Source organism: Brachybacterium sp. GCM10030252 (assembly GCF_042666535.1).
Taxonomy (GTDB): Bacteria; Actinomycetota; Actinomycetes; order Actinomycetales; family Dermabacteraceae; genus Brachybacterium.
The window spans coordinates 73,057-92,826 of sequence record NZ_JBHTDM010000006.1 but is presented as its reverse complement, the minus strand read 5'-3'; the positions used below and the strand labels follow the sequence as shown (position 1 = coordinate 92,826).

The 19,770-nt window shown below is 69.8% G+C and carries 24 protein-coding genes; 15 read left to right on the top strand and 9 right to left on the bottom strand.

The window, feature by feature from the left end:
• The first annotated feature begins 226 nt into the window (after positions 1–226).
• Positions 227–1,168: an iron-containing redox enzyme family protein gene (locus ACFQRJ_RS05260; RefSeq protein ID WP_377017804.1), complete on the top strand. Its 942-nt coding sequence runs from the start codon at positions 227–229 to the stop codon at positions 1,166–1,168.
• Positions 1,165–1,380, top strand: coding sequence for a CDGSH iron-sulfur domain-containing protein (locus ACFQRJ_RS05255; RefSeq protein WP_377017801.1), 216 nt, complete (start codon positions 1,165–1,167; stop codon positions 1,378–1,380). The genes ACFQRJ_RS05260 and ACFQRJ_RS05255 overlap by 4 nt, the downstream gene beginning before the upstream one ends.
• Before the next feature lie 111 nt (positions 1,381–1,491).
• Here ACFQRJ_RS05255 and ACFQRJ_RS05250 read toward each other — a convergent pair whose 3' ends face one another.
• The 6 genes from ACFQRJ_RS05250 to ACFQRJ_RS05225 all read right to left on the bottom strand — a co-directional run bounded on the left by ACFQRJ_RS05250 (position 1,492) and on the right by ACFQRJ_RS05225 (position 7,546).
• Positions 1,492–1,791 (bottom strand): hypothetical protein, encoded by a 300-nt coding sequence (locus ACFQRJ_RS05250; RefSeq protein ID WP_377017799.1) that lies wholly within the window; start codon positions 1,789–1,791, stop codon positions 1,492–1,494.
• Positions 1,792–2,019: 228 nt separating this feature from the next.
• Positions 2,020–3,096 carry an aldo/keto reductase gene (locus tag ACFQRJ_RS05245; protein ID WP_377017797.1) on the bottom strand — a complete coding sequence of 359 codons (1,077 nt, stop codon included), beginning with the start codon at positions 3,094–3,096 and terminating at the stop codon, positions 2,020–2,022.
• A gap of 199 nt (positions 3,097–3,295) precedes the next feature.
• Positions 3,296–4,216, bottom strand: coding sequence for a class I SAM-dependent methyltransferase (locus tag ACFQRJ_RS05240; protein WP_377017795.1), 921 nt, complete (start codon positions 4,214–4,216; stop codon positions 3,296–3,298).
• A gap of 144 nt (positions 4,217–4,360) precedes the next feature.
• Entirely contained in the window at positions 4,361–4,960 is a 600-nt protein-coding gene (locus tag ACFQRJ_RS05235; protein ID WP_377017793.1) for a phosphatase PAP2 family protein, read from the bottom strand.
• Between the two features lie 322 nt (positions 4,961–5,282).
• Positions 5,283–6,281 carry a phosphotransferase enzyme family protein gene (locus ACFQRJ_RS05230; RefSeq protein ID WP_377017791.1) on the bottom strand — a complete coding sequence of 333 codons (999 nt, stop codon included), beginning with the start codon at positions 6,279–6,281 and terminating at the stop codon, positions 5,283–5,285.
• A 506-nt stretch (positions 6,282–6,787) separates the two neighbouring features.
• Entirely contained in the window at positions 6,788–7,546 is a 759-nt protein-coding gene (locus tag ACFQRJ_RS05225) for an SDR family NAD(P)-dependent oxidoreductase (RefSeq protein WP_377017789.1), read from the bottom strand.
• Positions 7,547–7,687: 141 nt separating this feature from the next.
• Between ACFQRJ_RS05225 and ACFQRJ_RS05220 the strand changes: the two genes are divergently transcribed.
• Positions 7,688–8,296, top strand: a complete 609-nt coding sequence (locus tag ACFQRJ_RS05220; RefSeq protein ID WP_377017787.1) for a TetR/AcrR family transcriptional regulator — start codon at positions 7,688–7,690, stop codon at positions 8,294–8,296.
• 124 nt (positions 8,297–8,420) lie between these two features.
• Here the strand turns inward: ACFQRJ_RS05220 and ACFQRJ_RS05215 are convergent, their stop codons facing one another.
• On the bottom strand, positions 8,421–9,026 hold the full coding sequence (locus ACFQRJ_RS05215; protein WP_377017785.1) for a TetR family transcriptional regulator: 606 nt from the start codon (positions 9,024–9,026) through the stop codon (positions 8,421–8,423).
• Positions 9,027–9,066: 40 nt separating this feature from the next.
• Here ACFQRJ_RS05215 and ACFQRJ_RS05210 point away from each other — a divergent pair, with 40 nt between their 5' ends.
• From ACFQRJ_RS05210 to ACFQRJ_RS05175, 8 genes are all read left to right on the top strand, one after another.
• A complete protein-coding gene (locus ACFQRJ_RS05210; protein ID WP_377017783.1) occupies positions 9,067–9,813 on the top strand; it encodes an SDR family NAD(P)-dependent oxidoreductase in 747 nt (248 codons plus the stop codon).
• An 81-nt stretch (positions 9,814–9,894) separates the two neighbouring features.
• Positions 9,895–10,413 carry a GNAT family N-acetyltransferase gene (locus tag ACFQRJ_RS05205; RefSeq protein ID WP_377017781.1) on the top strand — a complete coding sequence of 173 codons (519 nt, stop codon included), beginning with the start codon at positions 9,895–9,897 and terminating at the stop codon, positions 10,411–10,413.
• Between the two features lie 72 nt (positions 10,414–10,485).
• Complete coding sequence (locus ACFQRJ_RS05200) at positions 10,486–11,820, top strand: lactate racemase domain-containing protein (protein ID WP_377017779.1); 1,335 nt, start codon at positions 10,486–10,488, stop codon at positions 11,818–11,820.
• A complete protein-coding gene (gene larE / locus ACFQRJ_RS05195; protein ID WP_377017777.1) occupies positions 11,817–12,791 on the top strand; it encodes an ATP-dependent sacrificial sulfur transferase LarE in 975 nt (324 codons plus the stop codon). Before ACFQRJ_RS05200 ends, larE begins: the two co-directional genes overlap by 4 nt.
• Positions 12,784–13,509 carry a nickel pincer cofactor biosynthesis protein LarB gene (larB, locus tag ACFQRJ_RS05190; RefSeq protein ID WP_377017775.1) on the top strand — a complete coding sequence of 242 codons (726 nt, stop codon included), beginning with the start codon at positions 12,784–12,786 and terminating at the stop codon, positions 13,507–13,509. The genes larE and larB overlap by 8 nt, the downstream gene beginning before the upstream one ends.
• Before the next feature lie 77 nt (positions 13,510–13,586).
• On the top strand, positions 13,587–14,189 hold the full coding sequence (locus ACFQRJ_RS05185) for a TetR/AcrR family transcriptional regulator (protein ID WP_377017773.1): 603 nt from the start codon (positions 13,587–13,589) through the stop codon (positions 14,187–14,189).
• Positions 14,186–14,611, top strand: coding sequence for a DMT family transporter (locus tag ACFQRJ_RS05180; RefSeq protein ID WP_377017771.1), 426 nt, complete (start codon positions 14,186–14,188; stop codon positions 14,609–14,611). The genes ACFQRJ_RS05185 and ACFQRJ_RS05180 overlap by 4 nt, the downstream gene beginning before the upstream one ends.
• Complete coding sequence (locus ACFQRJ_RS05175) at positions 14,608–14,928, top strand: DMT family transporter (RefSeq protein ID WP_377017769.1); 321 nt, start codon at positions 14,608–14,610, stop codon at positions 14,926–14,928. The genes ACFQRJ_RS05180 and ACFQRJ_RS05175 overlap by 4 nt, the downstream gene beginning before the upstream one ends.
• A gap of 59 nt (positions 14,929–14,987) precedes the next feature.
• Here ACFQRJ_RS05175 and ACFQRJ_RS05170 read toward each other — a convergent pair whose 3' ends face one another.
• Together ACFQRJ_RS05170 and ACFQRJ_RS05165 are read right to left on the bottom strand one after the other, a co-directional pair.
• On the bottom strand, positions 14,988–15,707 hold the full coding sequence (locus ACFQRJ_RS05170; protein WP_377017766.1) for an NPP1 family protein: 720 nt from the start codon (positions 15,705–15,707) through the stop codon (positions 14,988–14,990).
• Entirely contained in the window at positions 15,704–16,255 is a 552-nt protein-coding gene (locus tag ACFQRJ_RS05165) for an HAD family hydrolase (protein ID WP_377017764.1), read from the bottom strand. Before ACFQRJ_RS05165 ends, ACFQRJ_RS05170 begins: the two co-directional genes overlap by 4 nt.
• Before the next feature lie 275 nt (positions 16,256–16,530).
• Between ACFQRJ_RS05165 and ACFQRJ_RS05160 the strand changes: the two genes are divergently transcribed.
• The 4 genes from ACFQRJ_RS05160 to ACFQRJ_RS05145 all read left to right on the top strand — a co-directional run bounded on the left by ACFQRJ_RS05160 (position 16,531) and on the right by ACFQRJ_RS05145 (position 19,719).
• Complete coding sequence (locus ACFQRJ_RS05160) at positions 16,531–17,547, top strand: Gfo/Idh/MocA family protein (RefSeq protein WP_377017762.1); 1,017 nt, start codon at positions 16,531–16,533, stop codon at positions 17,545–17,547.
• Between the two features lie 25 nt (positions 17,548–17,572).
• The gene (locus tag ACFQRJ_RS05155; protein ID WP_377017760.1) at positions 17,573–18,586 is read left to right on the top strand and encodes a Gfo/Idh/MocA family protein; all 1,014 of its coding nucleotides are present in this window, start codon (positions 17,573–17,575) and stop codon (positions 18,584–18,586) included.
• Positions 18,587–18,647: 61 nt separating this feature from the next.
• Positions 18,648–19,151 carry a hypothetical protein gene (locus ACFQRJ_RS05150; protein ID WP_377017758.1) on the top strand — a complete coding sequence of 168 codons (504 nt, stop codon included), beginning with the start codon at positions 18,648–18,650 and terminating at the stop codon, positions 19,149–19,151.
• A 13-nt stretch (positions 19,152–19,164) separates the two neighbouring features.
• On the top strand, positions 19,165–19,719 hold the full coding sequence (locus ACFQRJ_RS05145) for an HIT family protein (protein WP_377017755.1): 555 nt from the start codon (positions 19,165–19,167) through the stop codon (positions 19,717–19,719).
• Positions 19,720–19,770: the final 51 nt, after the last annotated feature.

Sequence of the window (19,770 nt, the reverse complement as noted above, 5' to 3'; positions counted from 1 at the left end):
GGCCTTCCGTGCCGCCGCCTAGCTGGACCGCCCCGACCGCGGCTCACGCGTCCCGGGCAGGTGCGTGAGCCGCAGTCGCACAGGGCCATAGACTCCGGGCGATCTGTTCCCGGCCGCGCGTCGATGACCGCGAGATGAGGACTTCCATGCGCCCGCTGACGTGCCCGCCCACCGTTGCGCGACCCGCTGCAGCGCCACGGATATTCGTCGGAACCGGGAGCGAGCAATGCTGACCCCCACGGCGCGAGGATCCCTCAGCGACGCGGTCCTGGACGCGATGCGTTCGGGGGAGACCGCACGGGTGGGGTCGGTTCCCGAGGCCGACGGCCCTGACGACGTCCAGATCGCCCTGTGGTCCCTGTTCGAGCTGCACCACCGCGGCTTCGACGATGTTGCAGATGAGCTGGAATGGGACCCGCATCTGATCGGCCTGCGACGACAGCTGGAACAGAGCTTCGAACAGGAGCTCCGCGACCGCGCCCCTGAATTCCCCGAGCCCGGCGACTTCGCCGAGAACTTCTTCGCCTTCGTCGCCGGCCATGACGGCCCGTCGGTCGTGGGCCACCTGCAGAGCGCGGCCACGGCGGACCAGATGCGCCAGTTCCTGCGCCACAAGTCGATCTACACGCTGAAGGAATCCGACCACACCACGTGGACGATCCCGCGGCTGACCAACCGGGTCAAAGCGGCCGTGGTCGAACTGCAGTACGACGAGTACGGAGGCGGCGACCCCAACCGCCTGCACGCCCAGCTCTTCGCGCGTGGCCTCGAGGCCAGCGGCCTGTCCTCCGAGTTCGGCGCCTACATCGACGAGGCCCCGCTGGAGATCCTCGAGCAGGACAACGTCATGAGCATGTTCGGCCTGAACCGCCGGCTGCGGGCGGCGTCCCTCGGCTTCCTCGGCGCTTTCGAAGCCACCAGCTCCGCGCCATCCCGCAAGGTCGCCCGAGGCCTGGAGCGCCTGGGATTCCCTGCGGAGATCATCGAGTACTACACCGAGCACGTGGAGGCCGACGCGGTCCACGAGCAGCTCGCGATCCGGAACGTCTGCGGCACCTTGCTGGAGGAGAACCCCGACCAGTACGAGAACATCTACTTCGGCGCCTGGGCCTCGATGCACGTCGACGATCGCTACGCCGAGCGGATGCTCGCGGAGTGGGCAGCATGAGCGCCGAGGCGGCAGACGCTCACCCCGACGTCGTCCTGTGCCCGGGCGGCCCGATGCTGCTGCGCGGGGAGCACGTCATCCAGGACGAGGACGGCGAGGAGCACCGCACCTGGCGACCGGTCAGTGCCGTGTGCATGTGCGGGGGATCGGCCATCAAGCCGTGGTGCGACGGCACCCACAAGGTGATGCGGACGAAGCGGCCGTCGGCCTGAGAGCGATGCCTGAGGCCCGTAGAGCAGCGGGGCCAGCGGTGGTCTCTTCACACTGTCTGAGGGCCCCGATCAGGGCGCGACCACGGCGTCCGAGCGCGCACCGGGCCGGAGTCATGCGCCCAGGAGTGAGCCCACGTCCAGATTGCCGTTGAGGAACGTCAGGCCGACGCCGGCCACGGCGAGCAGGACGAAGGCGATGATCCACCCGAGCATCGACAGGAGGTTCAGCACGATGCCCCATCCGGCGCGGCCGCGGGCGGCCGGCTCGTTCCCGAGCGAGGAGATGCCGAGCAGCAGACCGACGAGCGGGGCGATCAGGATCCAACCGGCGAGCAGGGAGCAGACACCGAGGACGAAGCTGGCGGTGCCCTTGCCGGTGCCGTGGTGGGTGATCGTGCTGTAGGTGCTCACGGGGTCGTCCTTCGTCTCTGCGTTCCCGCCGAGCCGTTCCCGGCGAGTAACCGCAGACTACGAACGGGCCGGCGCGGCGCGGATCCGCCTACGGGATGGTGAGGATCAACCCCAGGGTGGATTCCGGGCGCGCCTGGGGATCACGCCGGTGCCCGGTGGCCCCGTTCCATCAGGCGACATACTCCGGCAGTGACCAGACCAGCTTCCCTAGCGCGCCGCGCACCGGGGTCACTCCTCCTTTGCAGCGTCCAGCGCCCGCTGGTGCTCCTGGTAGAACTCGGCCTCGGCCGGCTCCGGTCGGTCCTGTCCGTTGAGCAGGCGGTGCCACAGCGGGTAGTAGGCCGGCTGCTGGGAGGCCAAGGTGATGCGGTCACGGGCCTCCTGGGGGAGGGTGAGGTCGGCGGCGTCGAGGTCCTCCTGGAGATGCTCGAACGACCGGGCGGCGATCACCGTGCCGTCCACGCCCGGCCGATTGAGGATCCAGGAGATCACCACCTGGGGGATCGTCCAGCCCAGGTCCTCGGCGATCTCGTCGAACAGCTCGATGAGGTCGTAGGCGCGCTCGCGGTCCGTCACGTGCGGCTCCGGCCAGCCCGTGCCCTGCCTCGTATCCGACGGCGTCTCCTGGCCACGGCGCACCTTGCCATTGAGCAGGCCCTCGCCCAGCGGGCTCCACCCGAACGTTGCGACCCCCAGGTCGCGGGCGGCCGGGATGATCTCGTACTCGATTTCGCGAGCCTCGGGCGTGTAGTAGACCTGCTGCGCGATCGGGGCCTCGAGCCCGGCCTGCCGCGCCTCGTACACCGTCTTGGTCAGCTGCCACGCGCTGTAGTTCGACACGCCCCAGTAGCGGACCTTGCCGGCACGGATCAGGTCGGTGACGGTCTGGATGGTCTCGAGGATCGGCGTCTGGCCGTCCCACTGGTGCATGTACAGCAGGTCGAGGTGGTCGGTGCCCAGGCGCTGCAGGCTGTCCTCGACCGCGCGGGTGACGTGCTGCCGGCTGGCGCCGGTGTCGTTGGGGCCCTCGCCGATGGAGGTGCGGGCCTTGGAGGTGAGGATGATGTCCTCGCGGCGATTCCCCAGGGCTTCGCCGAGCACCCGTTCGGAGTCCCCGGCCGAGTAGATGTTGGCCGTGTCGATGAAGTTCACGCCGCGGGAGATGGCCTCGTCGAGCTGCCGACGGGCATCGTCCACCGAGAGCCCGGCGATCTTCTCGAAGCCGCCTCCGGAGCCGAAGGGGATCGTCCCCAGCGCCAGACGGGAGACGTACAGACCGGAGTGACCAAGACGGATGTGATCCATGGGATGCCTTCCTCTCGTGCTGTGGCATGAGGTCGCCCATGCGGGGCGAGCAGCGTGCTTCGACCGTACGTCACGCCCGACGGAGCCGGACACCCCGGCGCCCGCCGGGGAGCGCCGGTTTCGGGCGCTTCCAGCCGTGACCGCAGGTGGGGTCAGCCTCCAGCAGCGGGCGCCGCAGTCGGGCGCGAGCGAATCGGGTTCAGAACCCGGGTACCAGCTCGAATGTCCAGGCCACCAGGGACGACTGCCCCGCCTTGGCGGCGTTGGTGGCGTCGGCCGCCCAGGGATGCAGCTCCCAGATGCTCGGCGGACCGGGGGTCAGCGGCGCTGCCTTGTCCTCGGGGCCGACGGTGACGTCGCCGCGGAAGGTCTCCTCGCAGGCCCGCACCCCGAAACCGTGCGGTAGGGCGGCGCGCAGATAGTCCCCGAGGCCGTGGCTGAATCCGGTGATGTGCCCGGTGCGGCCGTCGGGAGACTGCTTGACCAGGGGATAGCGCGGCGATCCGATGAAGTGGCCGCGGGTGTCGAGCACGATCAGATGGCCGCCGGGTCGCATGACCCGCGCCGCCTCGGCGAAGAACGGAGCCAGGTCACCGAGGTGGGTCAACGCCAGGCTGCACACCACGTGGTCGACATCGCCATCCGGCAGAGGAAGAGCGGTAAGCTCGCCCGGAAGGAATCGAGCCTCGGGGACGGCCGTGCGGGCGCGCGCCAGCATTGCCTCGGAGAAGTCGACGCCGACGACGTCGTGGCCGCGGTCGACCAGCTGCCGGGTGACCGCACCGGTCCCGCAGGCGGCATCGAGAGCGCGCCCTGGAGGGAGGGCATCGAGCATCGGAGCGAGCACATCGTCACGCATCGGGAAGCAGCCGTTGTCCTCGCCGTCGTAACTCTCCGCCCAGCCGTCATAGCCATCGGCCACCGGCAGGGGAGGAACATCGATCCCCGGCCCGAGCTCGTCCGCGCGGTCCAGGAGGTGACGCACCTCGGCGATCCGAGCCTCGGTGAACGCCCGGTCGTACTCGCCGGCGAAAGCACGCATGAGGGCCACGCCTTCGAGGCCCAGCAGATAGGCCAGCGGGTGCTGGTGGATGGTTCGGTCGGTGGATTCGTCGGGCATGGGGCCAGTCTTCGAGGCCGATCCGTCCAGGGCAAACAAGTTTCCCCGGCAGCGTCGATGCAGGGCGTTGCGTTGCACCTGATCCCCCGGGTTCGACCGGCATAACACGCCGCGCTTCGGGCACGGCCAACATCGGACCAAGCGTCAGTGAGCGGCGCGCAGCGACATCCGAGATAGGCGTCGATCCGCGCGATGAGCGCCCCCTGGGTGATGGCGGGGCGATTCCGTCGAGAGAATCCGATTGACGATCGAGAAGCGCGTGGACCAGTGAAGGAGCCGTCGGACGGGAGGCGTCCCCCAACGGGCGGCGAGGATGACGAGCACGGTCCCGAGCAGCGCCCCGGCCAGGACGTCATGGAAGTAGTGAACGCCCACCACGACACGACACGTTGCGATGAGGCCCGCCATCGGAAGCGCTAGCAGTCCGAGCCGAGGTGCCATGGCCAGCACGCCCACAGTGATCGCGACGGCGATCGTGGCGTGGTTGCTCGGCCAGGACCAATTCGAAGCCTCCGGGCAGCTCGTGATCGTGCGCACGGAGAAGTTGTGGCACGGGCGCATCTCAGTGACCAGCATCTTCATGGACTCGCTGGCGATGTACGCGCCAATGACACCGAAGCCGGCCGCGATGCCGCGAGCGAGCCGGTTCACTCCGTACCGACGCGCTCGCCACGCGGCCACGCTGAACAGAGCGATGAGCCCGAGGATGCCGTACTCCGAGATCGCCTCGGCCAGGGTCTGCACGGGCGCAGGCAGACCCGCGGACCAGGCGACGGTTCCTCGGTACGTCATGCCACGGACGAGAAGGAGAACGATGACGCTCAGAAGCCCGACTGAGGCGATGCCGAGGATCAATCGCCGGGGGGAAGGGGGAGTGGAGGAAGGTATGGCGAACAGTCAACAGCGGGCTCGGTGTGGGTTCGTCAGCCTGGAGGAGGAAGCGAGGAGCAACGGCCTCAACCGAGGGTCGCAGATGCCTTGAGCTGCCATCGGAAGTTGCTCCGCCACCCGGCCGGTCGGAGTACATCTCCCCGCGCGGATCTGTCACGAGCGCCCTCGATGGCGGTCAAGGTCGTCGACCAGTCCAATGCGGGGCCGAGAGTTCCTCGACCGCAGCGTGCGACCAGCTCGAGGACGTGTCCGAAATCGGCACCATCGCGAGCGTGTACCAGAGAACCAGCGCACGCCACCATCGAAGCTCCGAGTCGGTCAGAGAGTTGGTCGATTCGTACCCCCGCAAGAACTCGCCACGCACGTCCGGGGTGACCGGCTCCCATTCCGTGAACTTCGTGCCGAGGAGAACCGCGGAACGCGCCAGCTCATCGAGCCGGTCGTCGACCCGGGCTTCGTCGAAGTCCAACACCGCAGATATCCGTCCGTCGGACCACAGGACGTTCGTGGATCGGAAGTCTCCGTGCAGGAGTTGCGCCGGCCGGTCGTCGCCTCGGTCAGGCAGTGCATCTCTCAACGTCCGGATCGCCTGTGGCGGAAGATGCGCACGGTCACCGTGCAGCCATGCCTCGATTCTCTCGGACAGGCTCGGCACGCCCTCGGGCGAGGCCAGCACGCCACCCGCATCGGGAGCCTGGGCGAGTGCGTGGTGCAAGCGACCCAGAACGGCGCCGGAGGCATACACCTGAGCCGGGTCGTCCACGTCAAGGATCTGTCCCGGCACCTTGCGCTGCAGGGCCAGGGAGACGCCGTCCACCTCCACCTGCAACCGGCCATCTAGAGCAACGACCGGTGCCGAGACAGGGATGTCGTCGTCAGCCAAGGCAGAGACGATGCGCGAAAGCGCATCCAGACGCTCGAACTTCTCGCGCGCGATCGACCACTTGGCGACCAGAGACCCCGACGACGAACTCAGCCATGCCAGCGCGTTCTTGTCGGACATCACGATGCGCGTGCAGTCCGAAGCATCAATCCCCCAGACGGCCCGAACGGTCTCCGTGATCCACTCCGATGCCGCCTGGGCATCGCTGAACCCGAACCGATCACGCAGCACGTCATGAGGGGACGCTCGCTCCCACAGCATCTCGACCGTGGGTGTGGTCAGATCACTCATCGCTCAAGCAGACCACGACTGCGGCCCGCTCGGGGAGGGGTCGTCACCTGGTCGGGGCCTCCTGCCCGCGCTGAGCTACGCCGTCCTGGGCCTGAGCACGACATCTTCGCTCGCGCTGATCGCGATGTTCGTCGCCGCGATGGCCACCGCCGTGAACCGAGTCGTCGTCAGCACACTGCGACAGGCGGCAGTGCCCGATCGGCTGCTGGGACGCGTCAACCCGGCATACCGCCTCATCGTGCTGGGCGTGGTGCCCATCGGAGCGCTGGCTGGAGGCCTGGTCGGCCGCTGGCTCGACGTGCCGGCCGTCTTCGTCTGTGCCGCCGTGGGGCTGACCGTCGCCACCGCGGTCCTGGCGCCGCACGTCACCACCCGCTGCGGGACGCAGAGATGCAGGACGAGGCGGTTCGTCCGTGAACCTGCCTGCCACGACAGGATGGACGCAGAGGCGATCAGCACTCCCTGCGGCCCCTCGCGCGCCCAGGAGAGCCGAAGGACCGTCTCGATCATGGGTAGACCTGCACCTCGCCGCCGTCCACGAACAGCTCGCTGCCGGTGATGAAGCTGGACTGGTCCGAGGCCAGGAAAAGGACAGCGTTGGCGATCTCGGCGGGTTCACCGGTACGGCCCAGCGGTATGCCGCTGGCCATGCCCTCGAGCATCGCCTCGGCGTGACGCGGGTTCTCGGCCAGGCCGCGGAGCCCAGGGGTATCGGTCGAGCCGGGCACGACGATGTTGACGCGCAGGCCGCGAGGCGCGAGTTCAGCGGCCCAGACCCGACTGAACTGCCGCAATGCCGCCTTCGTGGCGGAGTAGACGCCGAAGCCGGCGACGCCGCGACGTGCCGAGCTGGAGCCGGTGAGCACGATGCTCCCGCCGCTCTTGAGCAGGGGGAGCGCCTTCTGAACCGTGAACACGGTGCCTCTGACGTTGATGCCGAAGGTGTGGTCGAAGGCCTCCGCGGTGAGCGCGTCCAGGGGCTGGCCCGCCTCGCCCCCTCCGGCATTCGCGAAGAGGATGTCGAGCCGGTTCCCGTCGTCGGCTATCCGTCCGAACAGTCTGTCGAGGTCATCGAGATCGGAGACGTCGTTCTGAATCGGGATCGCTCGATCGCCCAACGTCTGGGCGGCGGATTCGAGCTCCTGTGTGCGCCGCCCGGTGATGTAGACGTTCGCGCCCTCGGCGACGAAGCGTTCGGCGGCGGCGAGCCCGATGCCCGTGCTCGCGCCGGTCACCAGGGCCGTCTTGTCTGCCAGCTGTCCCATGAGCGTTGGTCCTATCCCGTGTCCTGCGTCGAGGCGAGGCGGGTACCCATCCGGTCACGGGGCCTCGCGCTGGTTCTTGACCGGTCGGTCCACCATATATGCATGGTGGACCGACCGGTCAAAAACCCATATCCTGGGGGCATGGCGAGGCCGCGACAGTTCGACGAGGACGAGGTGCTCCGTGCGGTGTGCGATCAATTCTGGGACGCCGGCTACACGGCGACCTCGCTGCAGGACCTCATGCGGGCCAGCAATATGGGCAAGGGCAGCCTCTACGCCGCTTTTGGGGGAAAGCGTGAGCTGTTCCTGCGGGTGCTGCGCCGATACATCGCCTCACTCGATCGCGCGTTGCGCCGGTCGTTCGACTCCGCGCCGCAGGCGGTCGAGGCGCTGCGATCCTTCGTGACGATGCCGGTCGGTGACCCTGACGGCGTGGCCGCGCGACGCGGCTGCCTGCTCGCCAACAGCACTACCGAGCTGGCCACCGCCGATCCCGCCGTCGCCGCCGAAGCGCGGCAGGCCTACGAGGGAGTGACGGCGGTGCTGGCCGACGGCGTGCGCCGTGCGCAGGCCCAGGGCGACCTGAGCGCATCCGCCGACCCGGTCGCCACAGCCCGGGCGCTCCTGGCCGCGCAGCAGGGCGTGACTTTCATGGGACGCACCGGGATGGACGTCGGAACGCTGGCGGCGACGGCGCATTCGCTCGCGGACACGATCCTGCCTGCCACGGCCGACGGTCACGGGAGCTGAGACGTCTTCACTCGCGCTGGCCACGAGGTTCGTCGCCGCGATGGCCATCGCCCTGGATCAAGTCGCCGTCAACACACTGCGACAGGCGGCAGTGCCTGTTCGGCTGCTGGGACGCTGCCTCGTCTCAGGTGCCGGCCTGCAGCATCCGCTCGACAGCGATGACGACTGCTTGTCGGCGAGCGGCGAGCGCCTCCTCCGTGCCCGAGTTCTTCTCGAGACCGGTGAGCCCCTCGGGTGAGAACTGCCAGGCCTGCGCGATGGCGTAGATGAAGACCAGGACGTCGACGGCCGTCAGCGGCCGGGCAGCAGCCGTCGCGACGGCGAGCGTCTTGTCCCGATAGACATCGCTCGGCTCAGCGGCGGCCTCGGGTCGCTCGAGCTGAGCCCACATGCTCAGGCGGAGCACTTCAGGGAAGCGCTGATGATGGTCGAAAACGTCCCCGGCCCAGCCCGCGAGGTCCTCCGGACGCGGAGGGACGTTCTCGGCCATGCGACGCAGTGCCTGCGCAAGCGTGGCGTCGAACAGGCCGCTCTTGCCGCCGAAGTACGCGTAGATCATCCGAACGTTGCACTCCGCCTGCGAGGCGATTCGCTCCACTCGACCGCCGGCAAAGCCGTGGGCCGCGAACTCCACGGTTGCCGCGGCAAGCAGCCGTTCCCTCGTGGCCTCGGCGTCACGTGCCATCCGTCTGCCCCTCCCGTGGGTATTGACGAGCTCGTCCTCGGCCACTAGCTTACAAGTAAGTACTCATTTACTTACTGGAGGCGACATGACCCGCACAGCACTCGTGACCGGAGCCAACCGCGGACTTGGACGGGCCACCGCGCTCGCACTGGCCCGGGAAGGGCTCAACGTCGTCGTCGCCTCGCGGGGCGGTGCGAGCGAGGTCGTGGACGAGATCGTCGAAGCAGGCGGCGAAGCCATCGAGAGCCGGATGGATGTCGCGGACTTTCCCTCCATCGAGGCGGCCTGCGCCGCGGTGCTCGCCGGTATCGAGCAGACGTGGAACGCGAGCACACTCGACGTGCTGGTCAACAACGCCGGCGTGGGACTGTTCGCGCCACTCGGCGACATCACCGCCGAGGAATTCGACGCCACGTTCGCCGTCAACGTCCGGGGCCCTCTCTTCGTCACGCAGGCCCTGCTTCCCCACCTGTCGGAGGGAGCGAGCATCGTGAACGTCTCGAGCTCGCTCAGCCGGCACGTCAGTCCGGCGACCTCCGTCTACGCGGCATCGAAGAAGGCGCTCGAGGCACTCACTCGGAGCTTTGCCCTCGAACTGGGCCCACGGGACATCCGGATCAACTCGATCGCCCCCGGGCCGACCGCGACCGACTTCAACGGCGGAGCCATGCGCGATGACGACACCATGCGCACGGCGTTGTCGGGGCAGACCGCGCTCGGACGCGTGGGCGAGCCCGAGGACATCGCCGACGCGATCGCTGCCCTGGTGTCCCCCGGGTTCCGCTGGGCAACAGGTGAGCGGATCGAGGTATCCGGTGGTGCGCTGCTGTGATCACGGCAGGTGGGGCTTCGGGGTTCGATGAGGTTTCGCACGGGCACAGAAGTCCCTGACGGGCACCGCTACGCTCGCGCCATGTGTGATCGGGCAACTCACGTACGAGACGCGACCGAAAGTGACGTCGACGGGCTGACAGTGCTCGGGGTCGAAGTGCAGAGACTCCATTCCAAAGGTCGGCCGGACCTGTTCCGCTCCGCCGAACCGGAGGCACTTCGTGGCTTCTTCCGCAGTCGGCTGTCGGAAGGGTCGCTCGTCCTGGTTGCAGACCATGGCGGATCAGACCTCGACGGCTACGTCTTTGCCGAGGTCCTCGAACGCCCGCAGTCGCCGTTCAAGTACCAGCACACCGACGTGTACATCCACCACATCGCGGTTGCCCAACGGGCTCGGCGCCGAGGCGTCGGCGAGTTGCTCGTCGCCGAGACTGCCCGTCGAGCTCAGCAGGCCGGAGCCGCCACCATCCGCCTCGACTCGTGGTCCTTCAACACGGAGGCACACAGGTTCTTCGAGGCTCAGGGGTTCAGTACCGCGCGCCTCATCTTCGAGCTCCGTGGAGATTTCGTAGTAGCTGGCCGGACGCGTAGCTGCCAGTGAATGAGGTGTCGCCGCATGGCAACACCCCGCCCCACCTTGGCACCCCCAGCCCGCCCAGCGCATAGTGGAGCGATGAGCGAGCAGACGACGACGATGCCGACCATCGAGCCGATCCCGGAGGGCCTGGCCGAACGCGCGGCCCTGCTGGGCGGTGCGGAGGGCACGCTCACCGACGAGCAGATCCGCCAGTTCGTCACCGAGCAGCTCGACGGCACCGACTACGACGGCAAGAGCGTCTGCCTGATCATCCCCGACGGCACCCGCAACGTGCCGCTGCCGAAGGTGCTGCCCGCGATCCACGACGCGCTCGCCGGCCGCGCCTCCTCCGTGACCGTGCTGATCGCACTCGGCACCCACGCCGCGATGAACCAGGACGCGATCGATGCGCTGCTCGGGGCCACCGAGCGCGGCGCGCAGGCAACCTATCCCGAGTGGAAGGTCGTCAACCACGCCTGGCACGACCCGGACCAGATCGCCGATCTGGGCGAGATCTCCGCCGAGCGCATCGCCGAGCTCACCGGAGGGCTGCTCACCGACGTCCCGATGCGCGTGCAGATCAACCGCCTGTGCGTCGAGAGCGACGTCAACCTCGTCGTCGGCCCCGTCTTCCCCCACGAGGTCGTCGGCTTCTCCGGCGGCAACAAGTACTTCTTCCCCGGCTGCTCGGTGCACGACGTCATCGACATCTCCCACTGGGTGGGCGCGCTCATCACCGCCAGCCGCATCATCGGCACCCTGGGGATCACCCCGGTGCGACAGCTGATCGATGCCGCCAGCGACCTCATCGACGCCGAGAAGCACTGCTTCACCATGGACGTCGCCGAGGGCGGGGCAGACCTCGGCGCGATCGCCTACGGGGACCCGCAGGCCGCCTGGGCGGCGATGGCCAAGATCTCCGCACAGACCCACATCACCTATGTCGAGAAGCCCTACAAGCGCATCGTCGCCCTGGTCCCGGAGATGTACGAGGACATCTGGACCGGCGCGAAGGGCTTCTACAAGTCCGAGCCGGTGTGCGCCGACGGGGGAGAGGTCATCATCTACGCCCCGCACATCACCGAGGTCGCCGCCATGCACCCCGGCCTGCGCGACATCGGGTACCACAACATCGAGTACTTCACGAAGCAGTGGGACCGGTTCAAGGACCACCCCTGGGGCGAGCTCGCCCACTCCACGCACGTGACCGGCCTGGGCACCTACGACCCGGTCACCGGCGAGGAGAAGCAGCGGGTGAACCGCTCCTTCGCCACCTCCATCTCGCCCGAGGTGTGCGCGGAGTACAACGTCGGCTACGTCGACCCGGCCAGCCTGGACATCGAAGCCCTGCGCCAGGACCCCGACACCCTCGTCATCGACCACGCCGGCGAGGTCCTCTTCCGCCTCGCCGAGGAGCGCGATTCCCAGTGACCGCCACCCGCACCCCGAGCCCGACCCCGAGCGCGATCCCGGCCCCGAGCGTGATCCCGGCCCCGGCCTCGCTGTTCCACCCGGGCCGGACCGACATCGACGAACAGTCCATGACGCCCGAGGCCCTCAGCGGCGAGACCCTCGCCCACGCCGACGAAATTTCCGCGCAGCTCAGCGGCATCGGCCGCCTCGGTGTGGCCTACTCCGGGGGCGTGGACTCCGCGACCCTGCTCGCCCTGGCCGTGCGCGCCCTCGGCGCTGAGAACGTGGTGGCCCTGCTCGGCGTCTCCCCGTCCCTCGCCCGCCGGGAGCGCCGCCTCGCCCACCGGGTGGCCCGGGTCATCGGTGCCCGCGTGATCGAGGTCCACACCCGCGAGGCCGAGAATCCCGAGTACGCGAAGAACGACGCCGCCCGCTGCTTCCACTGCAAGGACGAGCTGTTCACCCGCATCGGGGACGACATCGTCGGCGAGCACCGGCTCGATGCCGTCGCCTACGGCGAGAACGCGGACGACGCCACCCGCCACGACCGCCCCGGCGCGGGCGCCGCCACCCGCCACCGGGTGCTGCGGCCCCTGTCCACCGCCGGCATGACGAAACAGCAGGTCAGGGACGTCGCCCGTGCCCTGTCCCTCCCCGTCGCGGACAAGCCTGCCGCTCCCTGCCTCGCCTCCCGCGTGCCCTTCGGGCAGGAGGTCTCCCCCGAGAAGCTCCGCCAGATCGACGACCTCGAGGACGCCGTCTACGAGCAGGGCTTCAGCGACTGCCGGGTGCGCCATCACGGCGACGTCGGCCGCATCGAACTGCCCACGGACGAACTGCCCCGCGCCATGGACCCCGGTATCCGCGCCGCCCTGGTCCAGGCCGGCAAGGAGGCCGGGTTCCGCCACGTCACGATCGACCTCGACGGCATCCGCTCGGGACTGTTCTCCCTGCAGGTGGTCGGCAAGGGCGCGGGCGCTCATGGGTGAGCCGGGCCCCGGGGCCGACGGGTGGATCGACGGGCTCGCCGAGCTCGACCTCGACCGTGCCCGCCGCCGCGGCGCCCCGGAGGCCGTGCTCGCCGACGCCAAGAGCGTCGAGCAGGTCGGCGCCATCGCCGCGGAGTACGCCCGCCTCCACGCCGACGGCCGCGAGGATCTCGGCCCCGTGCTGTTCACCCGCGCCGACCGGCAGCGGGCCGAGGCCGTGCTCGCCGCGCTGCCGCAGGCACGCTACGAGGCCGAGGCCCGGATCCTCGCCTGGCCCGCCGAGCCGCCCGCGTCCAGCGGGGGAGAGGTCATCGTCGCCTGCGCCGGCACCAGCGACCTGCCCGTCGCCCGCGAGGCGGAGCTGACCGCCCGCTACCTCGGCCGGCCCACCCGACTGATCGCCGACATCGGCATCGCCGGCCTGCACCGTCTCCAGGCGCGCCTGCCCGAGCTGCGCCAGGCGGCCTGCGTGGTCGTCGCCGCCGGGATGGACGGCGCGCTGCCCACCGTGATCGCCGGGCAGATCAGCGCCCCCGTCGTCGCGCTGCCCACCTCCGTCGGCTACGGCGTGGCCGCCGGAGGCCACACCGCCGCGCTGACCATGCTCTCCGCCTGCGCCCCGGGGATCGGCGTGGTCAACATCGACAACGGCTACGGCGCCGGCCACCTCGCCGCCCAGATCGCCCGCTGGGCGCCGGCACCCGAGGACCACAGCTGACGCCCGGGTGAGGCCCAGGGCACGTCGGCGTCCGGCCTGCTTGCCTTACTTGCCCATCCAGTCGGTAAAGTATCCCCATGACCTCCCCCTCGCCGTCCACCACCACCGAGACCCGCCCCGCGCACCGGCCGTCGGCCCGCGAGGCCATGCTCGATGCCGCCGAGGCGCACCTCGGCGCCGACGGCACGTTGAGCCTAGAGGCCGCCGCCCGCGCCGCCGGGGTCTCCAAACCTGGCCTGATGTACCACTTCGCCACCAAGGAGGACCTGCTCGCGGCAGTGCTGGACCGCATCGCCGAGCGCTACGAGCAGGAGATGCTCGCCCGCATCACCGAGCCCGGCGGGCAGAGCGCCGAGGACCTCGCCGGCGTCCCCGCCCGCCAGCGCTTCCTCGCCTACCTCCAGTGGGCCTGCCAGGGCTCGCTGTCCCCCGCGGACCTCGTGATCTTCGCCGACCCGCGCCTGCGCGTGACCCTCACCGAACGGTGGCAGGAGCAGCTGGACCGCTGGCTCGTCGTCCCGCCCGAGACCCCCGCGGACCTGCGCCGACGCCTGCTGGCCGTACGTCTGATGGCCGACGGGGTGTGGTTCGACCGCGCCAGCGGGCTGCTCGAGATCCCGGCCGACGAAGCCGCCTCCCTCGAAGAGACCGCTGCGAACCTGCTGGCAGGTGAATCGTGACGGCCTGGCTGCTGCTGGCCGGCGCGATCCTCAGCGAGGTCACCGCCACCCTGGCCCTGCGCGGCGCGCTGGACGTCCCCGCGCTCTACGGGCTCGTCGGCGTCGGCTACATCCTCTCCTTCGCACTGCTGGTCCTGGTGCTGCGCCGGGGGATGGGCCTCGGCGTCACCTACGGGATCTGGGGCGCCAGCGGCGTGGTGCTGACCGCGCTGCTCTCGGCAGCCCTGTTCGGCGAGCCGCTGACCACGCTGAAGGCGACGGGCATCGCCCTCGTCGCGGCCGGGGTGGTGGTCGTCGAGCTCGGCTCCCAGCGCGCGCAAGCGGCCGACGCCTCGTCGCCGGGCACGCAGACCGCGGAGCCCGGCTCCGATCACGCCCGGCGCCCACCCGGGCCCGATGACTCACCGGAGGAGACGACATGAGCTGGCTGCTGCTCAGCGGCGCGATCGGATCCGAGGTCGCCGGCACCCTGTCCCTGCGGGCGGCGGCCACGGGCCGTCGCGCCTGGTACGCCCTGGTGGTGCTCGGCTACCTCGGGGCCTTCGCCTTCCTCTCGGCGACGCTGCGAACGGGCATGCCGCTCGGGGTCGCCTACGGCGTCTGGGTCGCCATCGGCATCGTGCTGACCGCGCTGGCCTCCCGCGTGATCTTCCGCGAGGCCCTGACCCCGATGATGCTCGCCGGGATGGCGATGATCGCCGCCGGTGTGCTGCTCATCGAGCTCGGCGGCACGCACTGAGTGAGCTCGGCGGCGCTCGCCGAGCAGACAGTCATTCCCCAGCGGGTGCGAGCGACCCCTTACCGGGTGCGCCCCAGCAGGTCCATGATCTGCCCCGGCTCCCCGGGCCAGGAGTGGTACACGTTGCGCTGGAAGGCGCCCTCGCGGATCAGCGGGGTGCCGGCGCCGTAGTCGCCCTCGTTCAGCGCGGTGCGCGCCGCCTCGGGGAGGTCCTCCCAGTCGATCAGCGGGTGGAGGTCGCCGGGCTGGTCGTGGAGCCACATCGAGTGGGTGACCTTCTCGCCGTAGCGGCTGTAGCCGAGCATGGGCCGGCCTTCGTGGGTGACCTCGGCCGACGGCTCCACCGTGAACAGCCTCCCGTGCTGGGAGTAGCTGAAGGAGATCATCTCGGCCTGCGCGTCGACGCCCCCGTCGGCCTGCGCCGCGCACTCCGGCTCGCGCAACCAGACGACCGCGCCCTCCCAGTCGTGGCGGTGGCCGCGGCCGGGGGAGGGGCAGTCCTTGGGGAAGTACCAGGCGTAGACGATCGCGCGGTACCCGGGCAGCGCGGCCGAGCGCGAATAGGCCTGGCCGCGGGAGTCGCGCCCGCCCTCGTCCACCGATTCCGTGGGCAGGCCGGCGCTGATATTGCCGTCGGCGTCGACCCCGGGGTGGGGGACGCAGCCGGTCAGCGGCGCCAGGTAGGGCTGGAACCGTTTCGCCAGGATCTGGCGCGGCTCGAGGGGGTCGACCTCCTCGAAACCGACGATCTGGTCGTACGGAAGGGTCGGGATGCTCATGCGGTGCGCTCCTCGCTCTCGCGCAGACGGGCATCGAGCCGCTCCAGCAGCGGGAGCAGCTCGGCGGGCGTGTCGATGACATGGTCGGGGCACTCCAGGGCGGCCTCGGAGACCCGCGGATAGCGCGACGTCCACGCCAGGTGGATGCTCGTGATGCCCAGAGCGTTCGCGCCGGCGATATCGCGGGCCAGATTGTTGCCGACCATCACGCAGCGGCCAGCATCCTCCGCCGCCAGATCCAGCGATCCCAGCGCCGCTTTGAACATGCGCGGGCTCGGCTTCTGATGACGCACCGCGTCCGAACAGGTCAGCGATTCGAAGACGTCGAGCACCCCGTGCTGGGAGAGCAGGTTCTCGAAGGAGACGTACCTGCCGTCGGCGACCAGGGCGAGCCGGAAGCCGGCGGCATCGAGATCATGGAGCATCTGCTTCGCACCGGGGAGCATGTCGCCGGAGACGACGATGCCGTCGTCATCACGGATCTCGGTGCCCTCGTCGATGAGGGTGTCTCCGCAGTCGAGCAGTGCGATGAGGCGTCGTGGTCTCACGGGAATCCTGTTCTGAGGGCTGTGACGGACCACGGTATCTGGCCCGCACGGAGACGATAAGGAGCCTCGATGGCCGCGGATTGAACGCGAGCGGTGACGCCAAGTGAATCCCGCCCCGGAATTTATGGCCGCTTCTGCCACGCCGGCCGGCCGGAATGAACGCTGCGTGAACACCACTGAAGGCGTGCGGTGAAGGCGCAGAATCCGCATTTTCCTCCTCTAGCATCTCAGCGGCTGTCACGGTAAGCGATTCGAGCTTTCAGGAGGAACTGCCCATGTCCCACTCTCTGCGGGTCGCCGTCCTGGGAGCCTGGCACGTCCACGCCCGCGACTACGCTCGCGCCCTTCTCGCGCACCCGGACGTGGAGGTGGTGGGGCTCTGGGACGAGGACGCCGACCGCGCCGGGCAGCTCGCCGAGCAGCTGGGGATCGAGGTCGCCGCCACCCGGGACGAGCTGCTGGGACGAGCGGATCTCGAGGGTGTCGTGGTCACCACGGCCACCCGCGACCATGACGAGGTGATCGCCGCGGCGCTGGACGCCGGCAAGCATGTGTTCACCGAGAAGCTGCTCTCGCCCACGGTGGCGGGCTGCGAGACGCTGATGCGGCTGGCCGACCAGCACGAACGCGTGCTGACCGTCTCCCTGCCGCGCCTGGCTCTGGGCTGCGTGACGGCCCTCCGGCAGGTCCTGGAGGAGGGAGCGCTCGGCACGGTGGTCACCTCCCGTGTGCGCCTGGCCCACGGCGGCGCCCTCACCGGCCAGCTGCCCGAGTGGTTCTACGACCCCGACGAGGCGCTCGGCGGCGCCCTCACCGACCTGGGAGCACACCCGGCCTGCATCACCCAGCTGATCCTGGGCGACGAGTTCGAGACCGTGAAGGCCACCTACGCCCACGTCACCGGCCGAGCCGTGGAGGACAGCGCCGTCGTCACGGTCGCCACGGCCGGCGGCGCGATCGGCGTCATCGAGACCGGGTTCGCCACCCCGTCGGGCCCCTTGAGCTTCGAAGTCCATGGCACCGAGGGCTCGTTGTTCTACGGCACCTACCCCGGCGGCGGCGATCCCGGCAGTGCCGGCCCCGACGGCGATGCCACGGGCGGCGTCCCCGTGCCCCGTATGCACCTGCGCACCGCTGACGGATGGTCCGGGATCGAGATCCCCGAGAACGGACCCGCACCCCTGCAGGAGTGGGCCGAGGCGATCCGACAGGGCCAACCCACCACCGGCAACCTCGCCCGTGCCCGCGCCCTGACCGCACTGGTCATCGCCGCGAACGACTCCGCCCGCTGACCCCCGCTCCCCGAGGAGACCTGACATGACCCCCACCTCCGCTCCCCTGCGCGTCGGCCTGATCGGCGGCGGCAACATCGCCGACTCCCATCTGCGCGGTTACGCCGCGCACCCCGACCGCGTCCAGGTCACCGCGATCGCCGACGCCGACCCCGGGACCCTCGCCCGCCGCATCACCCAGACCGGCGCCGAGGGCTACGCGGACTTCCACGCCCTGCTCGCCGAGGCCGACGTCGATGCCGTCGACATCTGCCTTCCCCACCACCTCCACCGCAGTGCGATCGTCGCCGCCGCACGGGCCGGCCGGCACATCCTGTGCGAGAAGCCGCTGTGCCTGACCGCCGAGGAAGCCATCGCCGTGCGCGAGGCCGTGCAGGAGGCCGGCGTGACCTTCATGTGCGCCCACAACAAGCTGTTCCTGCCGTCCGTGGCCCGCGCCAAGGAGCTCGTGGACTCCGGGGCCCTGGGCACCGTGTACGAGGTGCGCACCACCGATGCGTTCTACAACGACTTCGACCCCTCCACCATGGGCTGGCGCGCGAACGCCGCCACCTCGGGCGGCGGGGAGTTCATCGATACCGGCTACCACCCCACCTACCTGATGATGCACCTGGCCGGAGCTCGGCCCAGCTCCGTGTTCTCGATGATGTCCACGCACCGGCTGACGTTCATGGACGGCGAGGACTCCGCCCAGGTGCTGGTGCGGTTCGAGGGCGGAGCCGTGGGCCAGATCCAGACGTCGTGGGCGTATCCCCGGGTGCCGGGCGCCGAGCGCTTCGCCGTGATGGGGGAGAAGGGGTCGCTGAGCTCCGACGGCCTGACACTGCGCGTCTCACTCCGAGACCAGGAGGCCGAGCAGGTCTACTCGACCAAGCTGCGCGACCCCTTCGCCGCGGAGATCGCCGCCTTCGTCGACTGCGTCCAGGACGGGCGCCGACCGTTGCACGGCGTGCAGGAGGGCATCGACGTCCTCGGCATCATCCTGGCCGCGTACGCGAGCGCCGAGTCGGGTCGGGCCGAGGAGGTCGTCGCGATCTGAGCGGCGCCGCGACGGGCAGAGCCGCGTGGTGCCAACCCGTCCGATTGCTACGGTGTCGATCGTGCGGACGTCCAACTCTGTGAAGCTCGGTCCCCTGGCCCAGCTGGCTCTCGACGTCGCGATGTACTCGGCGGTCGGTGCCATCCCCGTCGGGCGACTGTACGGTCGTCAGGTCATGGTCCTCGTCTCGGCGTCCGCAATTGCCAGCGCGGCGGGCACGTACCTCGCCCTCCGAGCTCTCGCGAGAGCTCGGACGACCACGCCCGACGGCTGGATGCCGTGGACCCCTCACGCCGCACCGGCGGCGACGGGCGACGACGGAGGCCGCCCCCGGGGCCGTGAGGACCGGGCGGTGCTCTTCCGCCGAGCGGCCGTAGCCGCCGTGGCAGGGACGGTGTCGGCCGGGGTCACGGCGATCGGGGTGGCGGTCGACAGGCGGGCGGAACGGTTCTTCACGAATCGGGGCGTGCGGCATCCGAGACTCGCCGTGGGTCTGAGCCAAGGCGTCTGCTTCGGCGTGCTGACCAATGTCGCCGTGGCCATCGCCGACTCCAGTGATGAGTGAGGAACGCGCTGCAATGGCCGCACACCACCCGCCTTCCAACAGCCGGTACGTCCCCCGTACTCACGCCTCCGACGACGAGCTGTCCCGATGGAGGGAACAGCGAGCTCGCGTCGGCGCGCGCGTAGCGGAGCTGACCGAGAAGGGCATCTGCTACCAGTGCGAAGAACTCTCGACGGGACTCGTGCTCGGCCCGCAGTCCCTCGTCCTCGACGAGCCGGACGTGCGAGTCGCCCTGGCCGCAGACCCTCGCGCGCCCGGACACACCATCGTGGTGTGGAAGGCCCACGTGCAGGACTTCACCTCGCTGGAGGACGCGGACGTCACCAGGCTCTTCACGGTGTGCCGTGACGTGGCAAAGGCGCTTCGCGCCGCGCTCTCCGGAGTCGAGCGCGTCTACCAGGTCTCGATGTGCGACGGACCGGTCAACCATCTCCACATTCAGCTGATCCCGCGCTACTCCGATGTGCCCATCGGATCCCAACGTCTCGTCGACCCCCGGGGGCCGCTTCTTGATGGCCCGCAGATCGCAGACCGTATCCGCGGTGCACTTGAGACGCTGACGCGCTGAGTACTCGGCAAAGGTCGATCTGCGGCACCCAGCTTCCTCCGGCGGTCGCAC

What these genes read in the sequence shown, in the direction of transcription:
- ACFQRJ_RS05245 (WP_377017797.1), bottom strand. Translation starts at nt 3,096, where the DNA reads ATGGATCACATCCGTCTTGGTCACTCCGGTCTGTACGTCTCCCGTCTG.
- ACFQRJ_RS05240 (WP_377017795.1), bottom strand. Translation starts at nt 4,216, where the DNA reads ATGCCCGACGAATCCACCGACCGAACCATCCACCAGCACCCGCTGGCC.
- ACFQRJ_RS05145 (WP_377017755.1), top strand. Translation starts at nt 19,165, where the DNA reads ATGGCCGCACACCACCCGCCTTCCAACAGCCGGTACGTCCCCCGTACT.
- ACFQRJ_RS05225 (WP_377017789.1), bottom strand. Translation starts at nt 7,546, where the DNA reads ATGGGACAGCTGGCAGACAAGACGGCCCTGGTGACCGGCGCGAGCACG.
- ACFQRJ_RS05155 (WP_377017760.1), top strand. Translation starts at nt 17,573, where the DNA reads ATGACCCCCACCTCCGCTCCCCTGCGCGTCGGCCTGATCGGCGGCGGC.
- ACFQRJ_RS05255 (WP_377017801.1), top strand. Translation starts at nt 1,165, where the DNA reads ATGAGCGCCGAGGCGGCAGACGCTCACCCCGACGTCGTCCTGTGCCCG.
- ACFQRJ_RS05160 (WP_377017762.1), top strand. Translation starts at nt 16,531, where the DNA reads ATGTCCCACTCTCTGCGGGTCGCCGTCCTGGGAGCCTGGCACGTCCAC.
- ACFQRJ_RS05260 (WP_377017804.1), top strand. Translation starts at nt 227, where the DNA reads ATGCTGACCCCCACGGCGCGAGGATCCCTCAGCGACGCGGTCCTGGAC.
- ACFQRJ_RS05220 (WP_377017787.1), top strand. Translation starts at nt 7,688, where the DNA reads ATGGCGAGGCCGCGACAGTTCGACGAGGACGAGGTGCTCCGTGCGGTG.
- ACFQRJ_RS05185 (WP_377017773.1), top strand. Translation starts at nt 13,587, where the DNA reads ATGACCTCCCCCTCGCCGTCCACCACCACCGAGACCCGCCCCGCGCAC.
- larB (WP_377017775.1), top strand. Translation starts at nt 12,784, where the DNA reads ATGGGTGAGCCGGGCCCCGGGGCCGACGGGTGGATCGACGGGCTCGCC.
- ACFQRJ_RS05205 (WP_377017781.1), top strand. Translation starts at nt 9,895, where the DNA reads ATGTGTGATCGGGCAACTCACGTACGAGACGCGACCGAAAGTGACGTC.
- ACFQRJ_RS05170 (WP_377017766.1), bottom strand. Translation starts at nt 15,707, where the DNA reads ATGAGCATCCCGACCCTTCCGTACGACCAGATCGTCGGTTTCGAGGAG.
- ACFQRJ_RS05175 (WP_377017769.1), top strand. Translation starts at nt 14,608, where the DNA reads ATGAGCTGGCTGCTGCTCAGCGGCGCGATCGGATCCGAGGTCGCCGGC.
- ACFQRJ_RS05200 (WP_377017779.1), top strand. Translation starts at nt 10,486, where the DNA reads ATGAGCGAGCAGACGACGACGATGCCGACCATCGAGCCGATCCCGGAG.
- ACFQRJ_RS05210 (WP_377017783.1), top strand. Translation starts at nt 9,067, where the DNA reads ATGACCCGCACAGCACTCGTGACCGGAGCCAACCGCGGACTTGGACGG.
- ACFQRJ_RS05230 (WP_377017791.1), bottom strand. Translation starts at nt 6,281, where the DNA reads ATGAGTGATCTGACCACACCCACGGTCGAGATGCTGTGGGAGCGAGCG.